Source organism: Nocardioides sp. P86 (genome assembly GCF_023712465.1).
In the GTDB taxonomy this organism is placed as follows: domain Bacteria; phylum Actinomycetota; class Actinomycetes; order Propionibacteriales; family Nocardioidaceae; genus Nocardioides; species Nocardioides kribbensis.
Genome location: NZ_JAMAYE010000001.1, coordinates 1,488,304 through 1,505,136, shown reverse-complemented (window position 1 = coordinate 1,505,136; position 16,833 = coordinate 1,488,304). Strand labels below are relative to the sequence as shown.

Sequence of the window (16,833 nt, the reverse complement as noted above, 5' to 3'; positions counted from 1 at the left end):
TGCCGCCACTTCGCGGGCGGGCAGGCCGGCGACGCGAGGCATCCCCGCGTGGCGTGGGCGGTGGTGGCTGCGCTCGTGGTGACCGACCGTCCGTGGCTGGGTGCCCAAGACCTCCGATGACGACTCGCCCACCGACGGGCCACGAGGTGACGATCCGGAGGAGCGTCGGTCCGGCGTGGTTCCTGAGGAGCGAGCGCAGCGAGAGTCTCGAGGGGCTCCCTGCTCGACCACCGGGTCCGGTGGCGCTCCCGCTCACCCAGCGTGGGGCCGGGGGGAGTCGAGGACGAGGGTGATCGGGCCGTCGTTGACGGAGGTGACGGCCATGTCGGCGCCGAAGACGCCGCGGGCGACCTCGGCGCCGAGGCGCTCGAGCTCGGCGCAGACCGCGTCGTAGAGCGGCTCGCTGACCGGGCCGGGAGCGGCCGCGTGCCAGGTGGGCCGGCGCCCCTTGCGCGCGTCGCCGTAGAGCGTGAACTGGCTGACGACCAGCACCGGGGCCCCGGCCTCGGAGGCGGAGACCTCGCCGCGCAGGAGCCGCAGCTCCCACACCTTGCGGGCCACCCAGGCCACGTCGGCGGGCCCGTCGTCGTGGGTGACGCCGAGGTAGACCAGCAGGCCCGGCCGCTCGATCGCCCCCACCACCGTGGGCCCGTCGACCCCCGCCACCTCGACGCGCGCCGACGTCACCCGCTGCACCACCGCTCTCACGCGCCCCATCATCGCCGCCCGCGTCGGCCGCCGCGCCGGCCGCCGCGCCGGCCGCCATGTCGGGCGCCCGGGAGCGCGCCATGATGGCGGCGTGCCCGACCCCGCGCCCCGACCCGAGCCCGAGGTGGACCAGGAGGCCACGGAGGCCGCGCGGCTCTTCGCGCGGGTGCCGCTGGGCCACAGCACCGTGCGCTACGCCGGGCGCACCTGGTCGCTGACCCGCAGCGAGCAGGTCGGCGGCCGCTCGCAGAAGGTGTGGGCCGAGGAGCGCGGCGGCACGGCGGTGGTCAGCGCCAACCTCTACTCGCCCGGCGACGGCGTCGACCGCTTCCGCCCGTGCGAGATGCCGGCGGCGGTGGTGCTGGACTTCCTCGCCGGCTGGGAGCCAACCTGAGGCGTGGCCCACCCGCCGATGTTCGACGACGACGACCCCGCCCTGCTGCGGCTGCGCACGCTCGCGCTGGCCCTGCCCGACGCCGCGACGAAGGTCTCCCACGGCCGCCCCGCCTTCTTCGCCGCCCCGCGCGGCAAGGTCTTCGCCTACTACGGCGGCTCCCGGCGCGTCGACGGCGCGTGGGTGCAGCACCCCCGCTGCGTGGTGGTGCTGCTCGAGCCCGGCGAGCGTGAGGCCGTGCTGGACGACCCTCGCTCGTTCGTGCCGGCCTACCTGGGTCCCTCGGGCTGGGTCGGCCTCGACCTCGCCGCACCCGGGTCGCCGGGGTGGGAGGAGCAGTGGGCCGAGGTGGCCGAGCTGGTCGCCGCGTCCTACCGGCGCACCGCGGGCCCGCGGCGGGTGGCCCGGCTCGACGCGGGCGAGCGGCACGAGGGCTGAGGCCCTCGCCCCGCGCGGCGCGCCCCCGACGGGCGGGGGGAGGGCAGGATGGCGCCGTGACGAGACGCGGACTGGTCCTGGGCGGCGGCGGCATCACCGGGATCGCCTGGGAGACCGGCGTGCTCGCCGGCCTGGCCGAGGCGGGGGTCGACCTGACCGTCGCCGACCGGGTCGTCGGCACGTCGGCGGGCTCCATCGTGGGGGCGCAGGTCACCAGCGGTGTTGGCCTCGAGGAGCTCTACCGCCGTCAGCTGCTGCCCCCCACCGACACCGACCCGCCGGCGCGGATCGGGGTGGGCGTGGTGGCGCAGTTCGCGCTGGGGCTGCTGGCCTCGCGCGGCGACGTCGAGCGCTTCGGCCGGGTGCTGGGGCGGCGCGCCGTACGCCTGGCGGCCGCGGGGCGCACTCCCAGCGTCGAGGAGCGCTACGCGCAGGTGCGACGCCGCCTCACCAGCACCACCTGGCCCGAGCGCGACCTGGTCGTGACCGCCGTCGAGGTCGCCACCGGGGAGCTGGTGCGCTTCGGGCCCGGCGGCGACGTGGGCCTCGAGGACGCCGTCAACGCCAGCTGCGCCGTGCCGTGCGTCTACCCGCCCATCCCGATCCTCGGGCGCACCTACGTCGACGGCGGCGTGCGCTCGGGCACCAACGCCGACCTCGCCGAGGGCTGCGACCCCGTGGTCGTGCTCGCCCCCGCCGACCGGGGCGTCGGGCCACTGCGCAGCGCGCGCGAGCAGCTCACCGACCTGGGCGTGGCCCACCTGGTGATCACGCCCGACGCCGACGCCCGGGCGGCCATCGGCCGCAACGTGCTCGACCCCGCGGCGCGCCCGCCCTCGGCCCGCGCCGGGCACGCCCAGGCCGCCGCGTGGGTCGACCGGGTGCGCGACCTCTGGGGCTGACCGGCTGCGCGGCGCCACACGACGACGACCCCCGACCGAGGGCCGGGGGTCGTCGTGCGGCGCGGTCGTGCCGCGGTCGTGCTGGTCGCCGAGCGGGGGTCAGAAGACCCGCCGTCGGGTGCCTCCGATCGGCACGAGGTTCAGGACCAGACCGACGACCAGCAGGATGATGCCGATCGTCGTCAGCAGCGGGATGGACGCGAAGATGCCGATGAGCAGCAGGACAAGTCCGATGAGGACCATGTGAGACTCCCTCCAGAGTGTGGAGTCCCAGGTCTACTCCTCGACCACTGTGACGGCGCTCACCTCTGGGGGTGACCGTGCATCGTCGTCCCAGGTCAGGCGGCCGCCGACCGGCTCACGGCCGGGTCACGAGCGGTGCGGCGGCGCCGCTGCGCGCGTCGAGGACGTAGGGCGTCGTGGTGGCGACCGCCCGCAGGCCGAGCCGCTCGAGGATCGGACGGGAGTGGGGCGAGGTGTCGAGGCGCACGTAGCGGTGGCCGCGGTCGCGGGCCAGCGCGGCGCGGTGCGCGACCGTCGCCCGGTAGAGCCCACGGCGCCGCCACTGCGGCAGCGTCGAGCCGCCCCACATGCTGGCGAAGTCGGTGCCGCGGGTGTAGCGCAGCCACCCGGCGCACAGCACCGGTCCCGTGGGCGACTCCTCCGCCACGACGACGTCGACCGCGTCGGGGTCGGCGCGCACCTCGGCGGCGAGCGAGCCGTCGTCGCGGCCCTCGCCCCAGATCGTGCGCAGGAGGTCGTCGACCCGCGCGAGGTCCTCCTCGCTGCTCACCTGCCGCAGGGCGACGCCGTCGGGAAGCGCGACGTCGTGGACCAGCCCGGCGACCTCGCCGAGCAGCAGCGTCTCCTCGTCCTCGGCGACGAAGCCCGCCGCGACGAGCCGGTCGGCGAGGTCGGCGGGGGAGTCGTAGGAGTAGGTCTTCCACTCCACCTGCTCCCCGCGCCCGGAGAAGAACGCCACCTGCCGCGCGATCCAGTGGTCGGGGTCCGCGCCGAGCCCCTCCGGGCACTCGACCATGCAGTACGACGACCCGGGCGTCGCCGGGTAGCGGCGACGCACCGGGCCGTCGCTGTCGAGGACGATGCCGGGCGCGGGCTCGTCCTCCCGCCCGGCGAGGCGGATGCTGGTGTGGAACGCGTCGAGGAGGCTCACGCCGCCATCAGACCACCGCCGGGATCACCGCCGGGGTCACTGCAGCGCGGTGATCGCCTCGTGGATGCGCAGCGTGCGGGTCGCGGACTCGACGTGGAGGTTCTCCACCATCTTGCCGCGGTAGGTCACCACGCCCGAGCCCCGACCGTCCTCCCAGGCCTGGAGCACGCCGCGGGCGTCCTCGACCGCCTCGGGGCTCGGGGCGAAGGCGGTGTTGGCGCCCTCGACCTGGCCGGGGTGGATGAGGGTCTTGCCGTCGAAGCCCAGCTCGCGGCCCTGGCGGCACTCGGCGAGGAATCCGTCGGCGTCCTTCACGTCGTTGTAGACCCCGTCGAGGATCGCGACGCCGGCGGCCCGGGCGGCCAGCAGCGACAGCGACAGCGAGGTGAGCAGCGGCGCGCGGCCGGGCACGTGCTCGGCGTAGAGCTCCTTGACCAGGTCGTTGGTGCCCATCACCAGCACCGCGAGCCGGTCGGAGGCGGCGGCGATCTCGCGCACGTCGAGGATGGCCTGCGGGGTCTCGACCATGGCCCACAGCCGGGTGTGGTCGGGGGCGCCGGCCTTCTCCAGGGCGGCGACCAGGGCACGGACCTCGGCGGCGCTGCCGACCTTCGGCACCACGACGCCGGCGGGGCCGGCCTGGGCGGCGGCCACGAGGTCGGCGTCGTGCCACTCGGTGCCGAGGCCGTTGACGCGGATGGTGACGGTGCGCCGGCCGTACTCGCCCGACGCCACGGCGGCCGCGGCCGCCTCGCGCGCTGCGGGCTTGGCGTCGGGGGCGACGGCGTCCTCGAGGTCGAGGATGAGCCCGTCGCACGGCAGCGACTTGGCCTTCTCCAGGGCCCGCTCGTTGGAGCTGGGCATGTAGAGCACCGAGCGCAGCGGAGTGTGCGCGGGGGTCTCGGGGGCGGTGGGGTGCTCGGTCATCTCAGTCCTCCGACCCGGCGGCGGCGTACTGCTCGGCGAGCTCGGGGTCGATGGCGGCCAGCTGCTCGGCCAGCTCCACCATGACCAGGCACTGCTTGAGGGAGGCGTCGTCCTCCATCTTGCCGTCGAGCATCACCGCGCCCGTGCCGTCGCCCATGGCCGCGACCACGCGCCGGGCGTGCGCGACCTCCTCGACCGACGGGCTGAAGACCCGGTGGGCGATGGCGATCTGCTTGGGGTGCAGGCTCCACGTGCCGACGCAGCCGAGCAGGAAGGCGTTGCGGAACTGGTCCTCGCAGGCCACCACGTCGGCGATGTCGCCGAAGGGGCCGTAGTAGGGGTAGATGCCGTGCATCGCGCAGGCGTCGACCATGCGGGCGATGGTGTAGTGCCACAGGTCCTGCTGGAAGACCGAGCGCGGGGCCTCGATCTCGGCGACGCCGAGCTCGTTGCGGGGAGGGTCCTGGCGCACGAGGTAGCCGGGGTGCCCGCCGCCGACGCGGGTGGTCTTCATGCGGCGGTCGGCGGCCAGGTCGGCCGGGCCCAGGCTGAGGCCCTGCATGCGCGGGCTCGCGCCGCAGATCTCCTCGACGTTGGCCATGCCGCGCGCGGTCTCGAGGATGGCGTGCACCAGGATCGGGCGGTCGAGACCGGCCTTGGCCTCGAGCTGGGCCAGCAGGCGGTCGACGTAGTGGATGTCCTCGGCGCCCTGCACCTTCGGCACCATGACCACGTCGAGCTTGTGGCCGATCGCCGGCACCAGCGTGGTGAGGTCGTCGAGGGCCCACGGGCTGTCGAGGGAGTTGATGCGCGTCCACAGCTGCGTGGGGCTGTCGGGCCCGCCGAGGCCCTCGGTCTCCTGGCCGATCCGCACGAGGCCCTCGCGCGCCGCCACCTTGTTGTCGGCCTTGACCGCGTCCTCGAGGTTGCCCAGCAGGACGTCGACGCCGCCGACCATCTGCGGGATCTTGGCCGCCATCTTCGCGTTGCTCGGGTCGAAGAAGTGGATCGCCCGGCTGGGGCGGGCCGGGATGTCGGTGGGCGGGGTGGGCGCACCCACCGCGAGGGGCCGGAAGAAGTCCTTGCTGGGTCGCATGCGCGCGAACGTAGCAGCGCGCGGTTACCGACGGGTATGACCGATCTCTCGCCGGACGGACGGGGATGGGCCGCTGCCGTGGGTGGGCCGGTGGGTGGGCCGGTGGGTGCGCCGGCGGGTGCGCCGGTGGCCGGGTGGGAGGCCGCGGCTACCGGTCGGCTGCGCGCCGGTGCCACCAGCGGCGCCGCGGGGGCGGAGCGGCCGCGGCCTGGGCGGCGAGGGCCCGGCGCTGGGCCTCGCGCCGCTCCTCGCGGCGCGCGCGCCAGCCGGCGAGGGCGGCGTCGACGTCGCGCGGCATGGTGATGAGGGGCGGGCCGTCGGTGGGGGTGTAGCGGGCGTGCAGCACGCGGGCGTTGAAGTCCTCGACCGCCCGGCGGGCCTCGGCCTCCATCGTGAAGGTGTCGAGGCGGGCGTCGAGCTCGGCGTCCTCCTTGCGCAGGGCCAGGCTCGGCGGCAGCACGCCGGTGATCTGCTCGCGCTCGACGAGCTTCTTGACCCACCAGTCGGGGTCGTGGTCGGTGCCGAGGCCCTGGATCGGCTTGCCGGCGCCAGGCAGGTCGTCGAAGTCGCCGCGGGCCATGGCCACGCGGATCTGCTGGTCGACCCAGCTGGACTGGTGCTGGATGCGGGCGGCCGCCGCGCTCTGTCCGCTGCGCTTGCGCCGCTCGCGCTCGTCGGCGGCCTGGTCCCTGCGGGCCGCCCGGGTCTCGTCGCTCATGTGACCTCACCTCCGCGTCCCCCAGCCTACGGACCCCCCGGGGACGAGTCGTCTCGGATCCGAGACGCCTCGGCGGCCCGGTGCGTTGACCCGTCGCGCGGCGGCCGGTGGACTGGCCGGGTGCCGCTACCCGTCGTCGACCGCCGCGCCGAGGTGGTCGCCGTCGTCGTCCCAATCGGCGCCTTCGGCGCCGCCCGTGCCGGCGCCCCAGCGGCCCCGGTGGAGGACCTCCTCCAGCGGCCGGCGCCCACGGCGAGCCGGGGAGCCGGCGCTGCCGGTGTCGGCGACCAGGTGGCCCAGGGTGACGACCCCGATCGGGTCGACCTCGTCGGGCAGTCCGAACGCCTCGCGCAGCGCGGCCTCGCGCCCCGGGGGCACCCCGAAGAAGCAGGCCCCCAGGCCCTCGTCGACCGCCGTCTGGAGGATGAGCAGGCTGGCCATCGCGGCGTCCATGTGCCAGTAGGGCTTGGCCCAGCGCGCCTCCGCGCGGTCCTCCCAGCCCTTGTCGGGCTCGGCGTAGCGGGCCAGGTAGGCCGCCTTGCTGCTGCACGGCACGATCACCACCGGCGCGGTCATCATGCCCGCCAGCCACGGGCCGGGGTCGTCCACGTCGTCGCTGGTGGCCTCCCAGAAGCGGCGCACGTCGGCGGGGTCCTCCAGCACCAGGAAGCCCCAGCCCTGGCTGAAGCCGGCGCTCGGTGCACGGGTCGCGTGCTCGATCGCGCGGGTCACCAGGGCCGGGTCGACCGGCCGGTCGCTGTAGCGGCGCACCATGCGGCGACGCCGCACCACGTCTCGGAACTCCACGGAGGTCACTGTGCCCGACACCCCCGCTGAGCGGCCCGCCGGCCGCCGCCCCGACTTCGAGGCGATGTGGCGCGACCTCGCGCCCGTCGGCCGCTCGGCGCGCACCGGCGGCTACCACCGGCGGCCGTGGGACGGCGCCGAGCGCGAGCTGCGCGCGTGGTTCCTGGAGCAGTGCGCGGGCCGCGGGCTCGACGTACGAGTCGACGGGCTGGGCAGCGTCGTGGCGTGGTGGCGCCCGGAGGGGGCGAGCGGTCCGGGCGTGCTGACCGGCTCGCACCTCGACTCCGTCGACGACGGCGGGGCCTACGACGGTCCGCTCGGCGTCGTGTCGGCCCTGGCCGCGCTGGACCGGCTGCGCGAGCGGGGTGCTCGGCCCGGTCGGCCGGTCGGGGTGTCGGTGTTCGCGGAGGAGGAGGGCTCGCGCTTCGGGCGGGCCTGCCTGGGCTCGCGGTGGGCCACCGGCAGGGCGGCGTGGGCCGACCTGCGCGAGCTCGTCGACCCCGACGGCGTGCGGCTGCCCGACGCGCTGGAGGCGGCCGGGCTGGGGCAGGGGCTCGAGGAGGGGCCGGGCGCAGGGTCGGTCGCGGGGTCGGGTGCCGGGTCGGGCGGAGGGCCGGGGGCCGGTCTGCTCGAGGGCGTCGGGACCTTCGTCGAGCTGCACGTCGAGCAGGGCCGGGCGCTGGTCGACCTCGACGCGCCGGTGGGCATGGCCCGCGGCATCTGGCCGCACGGGCGCTGGCGGCTCGACCTCGAGGGCCGCGCCGACCACGCCGGCACGACCCGCATGGAGGACCGCGCCGACCCGGTGCTGACGTTCGCGATGACCGCGCTCGCGGCCGGCAAGCAGGCGCGGCTGGCCGGGGCCCGCGCCACGATCGGGCGGGTCGAGGTGACGCCGGGGTCGACCAACGTCATCGCGTCGAGGGTCAGCGCCTGGCTCGACGCCCGCGCCGCGAGCGAGCCCGAGCTGGAGGCGCTGGTCGCCGCGATCACCGCCCAGGCCGCCGCCCGCGCCGAGCGCGACGGCACCTCGCTGGCGGTGCACCCCGAGTCGGTCTCGGGAGCGGTGGGCTTCGACCCGGCGCTGGTCGGGGTCCTCGACGCGGCCGCGCGCGGCTGGCCGGTGCTCGACACGCAGGCCGGCCACGACGCGGGCGTGCTCGCCGCGGCCGGAGTGCCGACGGCCATGCTCTTCGTGCGCAACCCCACCGGTGTCTCGCACTCCCCGGCGGAGCACGCCGAGGTCGCCGACTGCCTCGCCGGCGTCGAGGCGCTGACCGACGCGCTCGAGGTGCTGGCGCGGTGAGCGGACTCGTCATCGGCTCCGCGCCCGGCTCCGCGCCCGGCTCTGCGCCCGGCCCTGCGACCGGCGGCGAGTCCCGTGGGGCCACCCGCCCGGCCGGCGCCGGGAGCGGCGCGGCCACCACGGCGTACGTGCTGCGGCGGGCGTGGGTCGGCGGCGCCACCCGCGACGACGTCCTGGTGGAGGTGGCCGACGGTCGCTTCACGCGCGTGGAGCCGGGGGGAGCGGTGGGCGAGGGGCGCGCGGCGGTGGTGCTCGACGGCCTGGTGGTGCCCGGGCAGGCCAACGCCCACAGCCACGCCTTCCACCGCGCCCTGCGGGGGCGCACCCAGCGCGGCCGGGGCACGTTCTGGACCTGGCGCGAGCAGATGTACGCCGTCGCCGCGCGGCTGGACCCCGACTCCTACCACCGCCTCGCCCGGGCCGTCCTCGGGGAGATCGTCGCCTCAGGCGTGACGACCCTCGGGGAGTTCCACTACCTCCACCACCGACCCGACGGCACGCCCTACCCCGACCACGCGATGGAGCTCGCCCTCGTCGAGGCCGCCCGCGCGGTGGGGCTGCGGCTGGCCCTGCTCGACACCTGCTACCTCAGCAGCGGCTTCGGCGCCCCGGTCGAGGGTGTGCAGCGGCGGTGCAGCGACGGCTCCGCGCAGGCCTGGGCCGAGCGGCGCGCCGCGCTGGTCGAGCGGCTGGCCGGGTGCGACGACGTGGTCGTGGGCGCGGCGATCCACTCTGTGCGGGCGGTGCCCCGGGCCGACCTGCCGACCGTGGTGGCCGCGGCCGCCGGCGACCCGCTGCACGTGCACCTCTCCGAGCAGCCGGCCGAGAACGCCGCCTGCCTCGCCGCCCACGGCGTCACCCCGACCCGCCTGCTCGCCGACGCCGGCGCGCTCGGCCCCCGGACCACCGCGGTCCACGCCACCCACCTCACCGACGCCGACGTCGACCTGCTCGGCGGCTCCGGCACCCGCGTCTGCCTGTGCCCGACCACCGAGCGCGACCTCGGCGACGGCGTCGGCCCCGCGCGCCGACTCGCCGACGCGGGAGCGGTCCTCTCGCTGGGCAGCGACAGCCACGCCGTGGTCGACCCGTGGGAGGAGATGCGCGCCCTGGAGCTCGACGAGCGGCTGACCTCGCGCCGCCGTGGTCACTGGAGCGCGGACGAGCTCCTCGCGGCCGGCACCGACCACGCCGGGCTCGGCTTCCCCGACGCCGGACGCCTCGAGGTCGGCGCCCGGGCCGACCTGGTCGTGCTCGACACGTCCTCCCCGCGCACCGCCGGCACCGGCGACGACGAGCACACCGCCGTCTTCGCCGCGAGCGCCGCCGACGTCCTCGCCGTCATGGTCGACGGTCGCTGGGTCGTCGGCCCCGCGGCCCCGGCCCCCGCCCAGCCCCTCGGCGCCGCCCTGGCCGCCGCGATCCAGGAGGTCCTGCCGTGACCGGCGGCCCGCACACCCCCCTCACCCCGCCCGGTTCCACCCCGCCCGGACCTACCCCGCCCGGACCCACCCCAGCCATCCCGACCGGCCCGTCCGGTGCGGGCGGGGCCGCCGGGCCGACCACCCTGCTCACCGGCATCGGGGAGCTGGTGACCAACGACCCCGGGGACGACGACACCCTCGGGCTACGCCACGACGCGGCGCTGCTGGTCGAGCGCGGACGGGTCGCGTGGGTGGGGCCGGCGGCGTCGGCACCGGCGGCCGACCTGCGCGTGGACCTGGGCGGGCGGGCCGTGCTGCCGGGCTTCGTCGACTCCCACTCCCACCTCGTGCACGCCGGCGACCGGGCCGCGGAGTTCGAGGCACGGATGGCCGGGCGTCCCTACGCCGCCGGCGGCATCCGCACCACGGTCGCCGCGACCCGTGCCGCCACCGACGAGCAGCTGACCGCCACGGTGGCGCGCCTGGTCGCGGAGATGCGTCGGCAGGGCACGACGACGCTGGAGACCAAGAGCGGCTACGGCCTGACCGTGCGCGACGAGGCGCGCTCGCTCGCGGTGGCGCGCCAGTTCACCGAGGAGACGACGTACCTGGGGGCCCACGTCGTGCCCGCCGAGCTCGCCGACGACCCGGCGGCCTACGTCGACCTCGTCACCGGGCCGATGCTGGAGGCCGCCGCGCCCCACGCCCGGTGGATCGACGTCTTCTGCGAGACCGGCGCCTTCGACGCCGACCAGGCCCGCGCGGTGCTCGCCGCGGGAGCGGCGGTCGGGCTGCGGGGGCGCCTGCACGCCAACCAGCTCGGACCCGGGCCCGGGGTGCTGCTGGCCGCCGAGCTCGGGCTGGGCGCCGTCGACCACTGCACCTACCTCACCGACGCCGACGTCGACGCGCTGCGCGAGACGGGCACGGTCGCGACCCTGCTGCCGGGCGTGGAGTTCTCCACCCGGCAGCCCTACCCCGACGCCCGCAGGCTGCTCGACGCCGGTGTGCGGGTGGCCCTGGCCAGCGACTGCAACCCCGGATCCAGCTTCACCAGCAGCATGGCCTTCTGCATCGCTCTGGCCGTGCGCGAGATGGGGCTCACCGCGGCTGAGGCCGTGCACGCGGCCACGGCGGTCGGGGCGGCCGCGCTCGACCGCGACGACGTCGGACGGCTCACCGTCGGGGCCCGCGCCGACCTCGTCGTGCTCGACGCGCCGAGCCACGTGCACCTGGCCTACCGGCCCGGGGTGCCCCTCGTGCAGGCGGTCTGGGTCGGGGGTCGGCAGGTGGTGTGAGCGGGCGGCCTGGGGCCCGGGCTGCGCCCGGCCCGCGCTGCGCCCGGCCCGCGCTGCGCCCGGCCCGCGCTGCGCCCGGCCCGCGCTGCGCCCGGCCCGCGCTGCGCCCGGCCCGCCCTGCGCCCGGCCCGCCCTGCGCCCGGCCCGCCCTGCGCCCGGCCCGCGCTGCGCCCGGCTCCGTGCCCGCGCCCGGCCCTGCGCCCCGCGCTCGCCCCTGCGCCCCGTGCCGGATCCTCGCCCATGACCGTGCCGAGGCGCGAGCCACGCCGCGTGGTCTGATGGGCCGGTGGACCTCCGCTGCGCCGCCGCCAGCCTCGCCGACGACGAGCCGCTCGCCGGTAGCGCGCCCACCGACCGTCGCTGGCTCTTCCTCGAGCAGCCCGGGCCGTGGGGGCGCAAGGCGCTCCGCGAGTCGCGCCTGCCCGAGTCCGCCCGCGCCCACCTGGCCGGCCTGCGCGACGTGCGCGTCCAGCTGCTCCGTCGCCCCGGCGCCCGGGCGCCGCTGCCCGGCGAGGTCACACCGGCCCGGGTGGTCGTGGCCCACCTCGACGACGGGGAGGCGCCGCGGGTCTGGTCGGCCACGCTGCCCTCGGCCGACGCCGTCACCGGGGTCGACCCCCACGACCCCGAGGGCTCCGGGCTGCTGCTTCACCGCGACGACGCGGAGCCGCTGTGGCTGGTGTGCACCAACGGCTCGCGCGACCTGTGCTGTGCCGAGCTCGGTCGCCCGGTCGCCGCGGCGCTGGCCGCCCGCTGGCCCGAGGGCACCTGGGAGACCACCCACCTCGGCGGCCACCGTTTCTCCGGGACCCTGCTGGCCCTCCCCAGCGGACTGGCCCTCGGCCGGGTCGGCGCCGATGACGCCGTGGCGGTGGCCGAGGCCGTCATGGCCGGTGCGCTCCCGCCCGGGCGCGTACGGGGGCGCGCCGGGCGGTCCGCGCCCGAGCAGGTCGCCGAGCTGGCGGCGCGCGAGCGGCTCGGGCTGGCCCACGACGTGCCGCTCGCGGTCAGGCGCGAGGAGCTCCCGCCGCTGCGTGTCGAGGGGCAGGCCGAAGCACAGGCCGGCGCACAGGCCGAAGCACAGGCCGGCGCACAGGCCGGAGCACAGGCCGGAGCACAGGCCGACGCACGGGCGGAAGCACAGGCGGAGGGACAGCGGGAGGTGCTGCGGGTCGTCGACCCCGGGGGTGCGTTCGCGGCGACCGTCCACCTGTCGTCCACGGTGGCGCCCCGCCTCGGGTCCTGCGGCGACGCCCGGGCCAAGCCGGCGACGAGCTGGCACGCCGACCACGTGCGGCTCGACCGCGGGGGAGAGACCTGCTGAGCCGACTCCAGGGGTGGTGGATCGTTCGTTCCGTCCGCGCATCCTCATCGCCGCGTTCCCACCGCCGCAGGCACGCCCGGCCCGCGCCGACCGAGCGTGCGTGGTGACTCGGCTCCAGGTGAGGCGCTCGCGGGTTGATCGAACGTGCGTTCAACGGGTTGGGGTGACTGGAGCGGTCCGCCCCTGTGTTCGCTGCTGGTCGGTGTCCTCTGTCGCTCCGGCTTCGCGGGGGAGTCGCTCCCGGGTTGATCGAATGTTCGTTCAACGTCTCGGCATGACTGGAGGGCTCCGCTCCTGGGTTCGCTGCCGGTCGGTGCCGCCTGTCGCTCCCGTTCCGCGGGGGAGTCGCTGACGCGTTGATCGAACGTTCGTTCAACCCGCGGACGCTCACCGAGGACCGCCCGACGAGCGACCGGCGGCCACGAGGGGCGGCCGGCAGCGAGCCGGCCCGTGGAGAGGCGACCGGTGGCGACCGGGCCTGTGGAGAGCCGGCGGCGCGCTGCGTCCGACCGTGCTGGGATGACGTCGTGCCCCGGATCCTCGACACCACCTACCGCGTCGAGGAGCTAACGGCCGCCGTGTCGCGGCTGGTGACGCGTGACGGGGTGGAGGCCCTGTCGCTGCGCCGGATCGCGGCCGAGGCCGACCTCAGCCCGAGCACCGTGCTGCACCACCTCGGCGGACGGGAGCGGCTGATGCAGCTGATGTGCGTCCGGGCCTGGGCCGGTGTGCGAGCGACCAGCGACTTCGGCGGCAGGGGGCGGGGGGACGGTCCCCTCGCGACGCTGCTGCCCGACGGCGAGGAGGGACGCCGCGCGGTCAGGGTGTGGCTGGCTCTCTGCGAGCTCGCCCGGGCCGACGACGCCCTCGCCGCGGCGGTCGCGCAGGCCCGGACCCAGGAGCGCCACTGGATCCGACACCTGACCGGCCTCGACGACGAGGTCGCCCTCGACGTGCTCCACGGTCTGGTCGACGGGCTCCGGGTCGCGCTCTGCGACCGGCAGGACCCGTGCTCGCCGCAGCGGGCGGTCGACGCCCTCGGCTGGGCCACCATCGCGCTCCTGCGCCAGCACGGGCCGGTCCGCGAGCCACGCCGGCCCGCGGCCCCCGGCCAGGCCGACCACCCCGGGCCCGGGCCCACCGACCGACGCCCCCGCGACCCCGGACCCAGCGACCCCGCGCCCAGCGGTCAGTAGCCGGCCGGCTTGCCCGCCTTCTCCAGCCAGGTGCGGAAGAGCGGCGACAGCTCGCGACCGGAGACCCGCTCCGCGAGCCGCACGAGCTGCGCGGTGCGCACGCTGCCGTCCTCGTTGCGCTTCGCCCACAGCCGCACGATCCGGAAGAAGTCGTCGCCACCGACCTCCTTGCGCAGCGCGTGCAGCGTCATCGCCCCGCGGTTGTAGACCGGGCTGCCGAAGAGGTCGGCGGCGTCGGTGAACTCGGTGGGCGCCGGGCGCCACAGGGCGCCCGAGGCCGGGGTGGCGTACAGGTCGTCGAAGTGCTCCTGGGCGGTGTCACCGCCGTGGCGGGCGTCCCAGAGCCACTCGGCGTAGGTCGCGAAGCCCTCGGCCAGCCAGATGTCGTGCCAGTCGACCAGGGTCACGGAGTCGCCGAACCACTGGTGCGCGGTCTCGTGGACGAGGGCACCGTCGGCGGCGCCGACCGAGGGGTAGAACGGGCGGGTCTGGGTCTCCAGCGCGTAGCCCACGTCGGCGTCGTCGACGACCAGCCCGGCGGCGTCGAAGGGGTAGGGGCCGAAGAGCCTCTCCTGGAAGGCGATCACCTTCGGCAGCAGCCGCCGCGCCGCGGCGGCGTCGCCGCCGGTGACGTCGGTGAAGGACCAGATCGGGATCGTGCGGCCGTCGACCGACTCGGTCTGCGACTCGAAGACGTCGAACTGCCCGATCGAGACCATGGCCAGGTAGGTCGCCATCGGGTCGTCGGCCCGCCAGGTCCACGTGGTGGTGAGGCCCTCGTCGCGCTGGGAGACGAGCACGCCGTTGGCGGTGGCCTCGTAGCCGGTGGGCACGGTGAGGCGGAAGGTGTAGCGCGCCTTGTCGCCGGGGGTGTTGTTGGAGGGGATCCAGGTCATCGTGCCGACCGGCTCGCCCAGGGCGGTGGCGCCGTCGGCCGTGCGGACCCAGCCCTCGGTGGACCCGTCGGGGTCGATGTGCTCCTGCGGCTCGCCGGCGTAGTCGACGCGCACCGTGAAGCGCCCCCGGTCGAGCCCGCCGTCGGGGCGCACCGTGAGCTCGTGGCCGTCGCGCGAGAAGGCGGCCTGCTCGCCGTCGACCAGCACGCGCGACACGTCGAGACCCTCGAGGTCGAGGTCGAAGCGGCCCAGGTCGCGCGCCGCGACGGCGACGATCCGCGTCGTGGCGGTGAGCTGGTTGGTCCCGGGCGTGTAGTCGAGCGACACGTCGTAGGACCGGACCTGGTAGCGCGCGTCGCCCTGCCGCGGGAAGAGCGTGTCGCCGCCCGCACCGGCCTCGCTGCCGGCCTGCGCCGCGTACGCCGCCGGGGGCGCGAGCGCCACCACCCCGGTCGAGGCGAGGGCGAGGGTGGCCAGGGAGAGTCCGAGTCGTCGCAGCACGTCTCGGACCCTACGCCCGCCCGACCCCGCCGGCGACCGCCCCGCCCCGCCCCCGGTGGTTGAGGAGGGAGCGCCAGCGACCGTCTCGAAACCTCCGCGGCCCCCACCACCCCCGCAGGCCACGCCGGGACCTCTCAGCCGCGCCGCCGCATCGGTACGTGGGGGATGCCGTCCTCCAGGAACTCCGGCCCGTCGACGGCGAAGCCGAAGCCGGCGTACCAGCCCGCCAGCGGCGCCTGGGCGTCGAGCACGACGTCACGGCGCACCGCGCTCCCGGTCTCGGCCCCGGTCTCGCTCCCGGTCCCGGTCCCGTCGCACAGCGCTACGCACGCCTCCATCAGCGCACCGCTGAGTCCTCGCCCGCGCCCCGCGGGATGCAGCACGACCCGGCCGACGCGCCACGTGTCGCCGTCGTCGAGCACCCGGGCGTAGCCCAGCACCGGCACCTCGTCGGGTCGCTCGGGGTCGGGGAGCACGACGTGGCGGGTGCCGGGCTCGGTGTCTCGGCCGTCGAGGTCGGGGTAGGGGCAGGCCTGCTCGACCACGAAGACCTCCTGCCGCAGCCGCCACACGGCGTAGGCGACCGCCGGCGCGAGCCCCGCGAAGTCGCTCGACCACACCACCGGGCCGCCCGCCGGGCCGCCCGCCGAACCGCCCGCCGAACGGCTCACCGGGCCGCTCACCGGGCCGACCCCCGCAGGAAGGCCTCGACGGTGCGCCGGGCCCGACGTGCCTCGGGGATGAGCGGCAGGATCGGGTAGACGTGGATGAGGTCGGGCTCCTCGACGTAGGTGAGGTCCCACCCGGCCTCGGCGGCCCGCCGCGCCAGCAGCCGTACGCCGGGGACGAGCAGGTCGCGCGTGCCGCAGAGCACGAGCGCCGGCGGCAGGCCGGCGAGGTCGCCCAGCGCCGGGGAGACCTCGGGGCGGGCCAGGTCGTCGGGGGAGCCGGCCCACCACGCGGCGTAGGCGTGCAGCTTGGACTCGAAGAGCCACGGGTCGCGCGCCGCGAACCACCGGGTCGCGGGCGTGGAGGTGGTGAGGTCGACCCAGGGCGAGAGCAGCAGCAGCCGCTCCAGCGACCCCGCCGGGTCGAGACCGCGGTCGCGCACGCTCTGGGCCACGGCCAGCGCGATGCCGCCGCCGGCGGAGTCGCCGCCCAGCAGCACCGGGCCGTGGGCGCAGGCGCGCGCGACGACGTCGACGAGCCGGTCGTGGGAGTCGGCCCAGGTGCTGCCCGGGGCCAGCGGGTAGTCGGGCAGCACGACCCGCACCCCGAGCCGGCGGGCGAGCGCGGCGGCGTAGCGCACGTGGAAGGGGTCGATGCCGGCGATGTAGGCGCCGCCGTGCATCCACACCAGGGTCCGCTCGGGCTCGACCCCACGCGGGGCGAGCACGTGCACGTCGAAGCCGGCGGAGGAGTCGGTGACGAGGGTGAAGCGCCGCGCGAAGCCGGGCACCAGCCCCGTCGCCAGCCCGGGCGCGCGACGTGCCTGCCCCTCGAGCACGCGCTCGCGCTCCTCGGGCAGCGAGCTCAGCTCGCCGGCCCGGCGCAGTCGGGGGATGAGGGTCGCGAGGAGCTGGTGGCGGAGGCTCGGCACGCCGGAAGCCTCTCAGACCCCGCCAGCAGCGCCCACCGACCGGGCGCCGGGTGGCCACGGCCCGGCGCCCGACCGTGCCGGACCGGACGGCGACCCGCCGGCGACCTGCCGGCGACCTACACTG

Annotated in this window: 18 protein-coding genes; 8 read left to right on the top strand and 10 right to left on the bottom strand. The window is 76.7% G+C overall.

Annotated elements, in window-relative coordinates; genetic code table 11:
- Positions 1 to 252: 252 nt before the first annotated feature.
- A complete protein-coding gene (dtd, locus tag M3673_RS07140) occupies positions 253 to 708 on the bottom strand; it encodes a D-aminoacyl-tRNA deacylase (protein ID WP_251532693.1) in 456 nt (151 codons plus the stop codon).
- Between the two features lie 91 nt (positions 709 to 799).
- On the opposite strand from dtd, the gene M3673_RS07135 reads away from it, so the two are divergent.
- From M3673_RS07135 to M3673_RS07125, 3 genes are read left to right on the top strand one after another with little or no spacing between them, the layout of a single operon-like run.
- Positions 800 to 1,102 (top strand): peptide methionine sulfoxide reductase, encoded by a 303-nt coding sequence (locus tag M3673_RS07135; RefSeq protein WP_251532692.1) that lies wholly within the window; start codon positions 800 to 802, stop codon positions 1,100 to 1,102.
- 3 nt (positions 1,103 to 1,105) lie between these two features.
- Positions 1,106 to 1,540: an MmcQ/YjbR family DNA-binding protein gene (locus M3673_RS07130; RefSeq protein ID WP_251532691.1), complete on the top strand. Its 435-nt coding sequence runs from the start codon at positions 1,106 to 1,108 to the stop codon at positions 1,538 to 1,540.
- Positions 1,541 to 1,596: 56 nt separating this feature from the next.
- The gene (locus M3673_RS07125) at positions 1,597 to 2,442 is read left to right on the top strand and encodes a patatin-like phospholipase family protein (protein ID WP_251532690.1); all 846 of its coding nucleotides are present in this window, start codon (positions 1,597 to 1,599) and stop codon (positions 2,440 to 2,442) included.
- A gap of 99 nt (positions 2,443 to 2,541) precedes the next feature.
- Here M3673_RS07125 and M3673_RS07120 read toward each other — a convergent pair whose 3' ends face one another.
- The 6 genes from M3673_RS07120 to M3673_RS07095 all read right to left on the bottom strand — a co-directional run bounded on the left by M3673_RS07120 (position 2,542) and on the right by M3673_RS07095 (position 7,164).
- On the bottom strand, positions 2,542 to 2,685 hold the full coding sequence (locus tag M3673_RS07120) for a hypothetical protein (protein WP_251532689.1): 144 nt from the start codon (positions 2,683 to 2,685) through the stop codon (positions 2,542 to 2,544).
- A gap of 115 nt (positions 2,686 to 2,800) precedes the next feature.
- The gene (locus M3673_RS07115) at positions 2,801 to 3,616 is read right to left on the bottom strand and encodes a GNAT family N-acetyltransferase (RefSeq protein ID WP_193661912.1); all 816 of its coding nucleotides are present in this window, start codon (positions 3,614 to 3,616) and stop codon (positions 2,801 to 2,803) included.
- 36 nt (positions 3,617 to 3,652) lie between these two features.
- Positions 3,653 to 4,543 (bottom strand): CoA ester lyase, encoded by an 891-nt coding sequence (locus M3673_RS07110; protein WP_251532688.1) that lies wholly within the window; start codon positions 4,541 to 4,543, stop codon positions 3,653 to 3,655.
- 1 nt (position 4,544) lies between these two features.
- Positions 4,545 to 5,639 (bottom strand): CoA ester lyase, encoded by a 1,095-nt coding sequence (locus M3673_RS07105; RefSeq protein WP_251532687.1) that lies wholly within the window; start codon positions 5,637 to 5,639, stop codon positions 4,545 to 4,547.
- Between the two features lie 148 nt (positions 5,640 to 5,787).
- Positions 5,788 to 6,357 (bottom strand): DUF1992 domain-containing protein, encoded by a 570-nt coding sequence (locus M3673_RS07100; RefSeq protein ID WP_251532686.1) that lies wholly within the window; start codon positions 6,355 to 6,357, stop codon positions 5,788 to 5,790.
- Between the two features lie 126 nt (positions 6,358 to 6,483).
- The gene (locus M3673_RS07095) at positions 6,484 to 7,164 is read right to left on the bottom strand and encodes a nitroreductase family protein (protein ID WP_251532685.1); all 681 of its coding nucleotides are present in this window, start codon (positions 7,162 to 7,164) and stop codon (positions 6,484 to 6,486) included.
- Positions 7,165 to 7,174: 10 nt separating this feature from the next.
- Between M3673_RS07095 and M3673_RS07090 the strand changes: the two genes are divergently transcribed.
- The 5 genes from M3673_RS07090 (at position 7,175) to M3673_RS07070 (ending at position 13,712) form a co-directional block, all read left to right on the top strand.
- The gene (locus M3673_RS07090) at positions 7,175 to 8,470 is read left to right on the top strand and encodes an allantoate amidohydrolase (RefSeq protein WP_308196110.1); all 1,296 of its coding nucleotides are present in this window, start codon (positions 7,175 to 7,177) and stop codon (positions 8,468 to 8,470) included.
- Complete coding sequence (locus M3673_RS07085) at positions 8,467 to 9,912, top strand: formimidoylglutamate deiminase (protein WP_251532684.1); 1,446 nt, start codon at positions 8,467 to 8,469, stop codon at positions 9,910 to 9,912. Before M3673_RS07090 ends, M3673_RS07085 begins: the two co-directional genes overlap by 4 nt.
- Positions 9,913 to 10,037: 125 nt before the next feature.
- A complete protein-coding gene (hutI, locus tag M3673_RS07080; protein ID WP_374108189.1) occupies positions 10,038 to 11,192 on the top strand; it encodes an imidazolonepropionase in 1,155 nt (384 codons plus the stop codon).
- A gap of 286 nt (positions 11,193 to 11,478) precedes the next feature.
- Positions 11,479 to 12,516 carry a sucrase ferredoxin gene (locus M3673_RS07075; protein WP_251532683.1) on the top strand — a complete coding sequence of 346 codons (1,038 nt, stop codon included), beginning with the start codon at positions 11,479 to 11,481 and terminating at the stop codon, positions 12,514 to 12,516.
- A 527-nt stretch (positions 12,517 to 13,043) separates the two neighbouring features.
- A complete protein-coding gene (locus M3673_RS07070) occupies positions 13,044 to 13,712 on the top strand; it encodes a TetR family transcriptional regulator C-terminal domain-containing protein (protein WP_251532682.1) in 669 nt (222 codons plus the stop codon).
- Here M3673_RS07070 and M3673_RS07065 read toward each other — a convergent pair.
- From M3673_RS07065 to M3673_RS07055, 3 genes are all read right to left on the bottom strand, one after another.
- Positions 13,706 to 15,109: a M1 family metallopeptidase gene (locus M3673_RS07065; protein ID WP_251532681.1), complete on the bottom strand. Its 1,404-nt coding sequence runs from the start codon at positions 15,107 to 15,109 to the stop codon at positions 13,706 to 13,708. The genes M3673_RS07070 and M3673_RS07065 overlap by 7 nt on opposite strands.
- A gap of 134 nt (positions 15,110 to 15,243) precedes the next feature.
- On the bottom strand, positions 15,244 to 15,732 hold the full coding sequence (locus tag M3673_RS07060) for a GNAT family N-acetyltransferase (protein WP_251532680.1): 489 nt from the start codon (positions 15,730 to 15,732) through the stop codon (positions 15,244 to 15,246).
- A 56-nt stretch (positions 15,733 to 15,788) separates the two neighbouring features.
- Positions 15,789 to 16,709 (bottom strand): alpha/beta hydrolase, encoded by a 921-nt coding sequence (locus M3673_RS07055; RefSeq protein WP_251532679.1) that lies wholly within the window; start codon positions 16,707 to 16,709, stop codon positions 15,789 to 15,791.
- Positions 16,710 to 16,833 lie beyond the last annotated feature (124 nt).

Coding starts and splice junctions, on each gene's coding strand:
- M3673_RS07120 (WP_251532689.1), bottom strand. CDS start 2,685: ATGGTCCTCATCGGACTTGTCCTGCTGCTCATCGGCATCTTCGCGTCC.
- M3673_RS07110 (WP_251532688.1), bottom strand. CDS start 4,543: ATGACCGAGCACCCCACCGCCCCCGAGACCCCCGCGCACACTCCGCTG.
- M3673_RS07105 (WP_251532687.1), bottom strand. CDS start 5,639: ATGCGACCCAGCAAGGACTTCTTCCGGCCCCTCGCGGTGGGTGCGCCC.
- M3673_RS07100 (WP_251532686.1), bottom strand. CDS start 6,357: ATGAGCGACGAGACCCGGGCGGCCCGCAGGGACCAGGCCGCCGACGAG.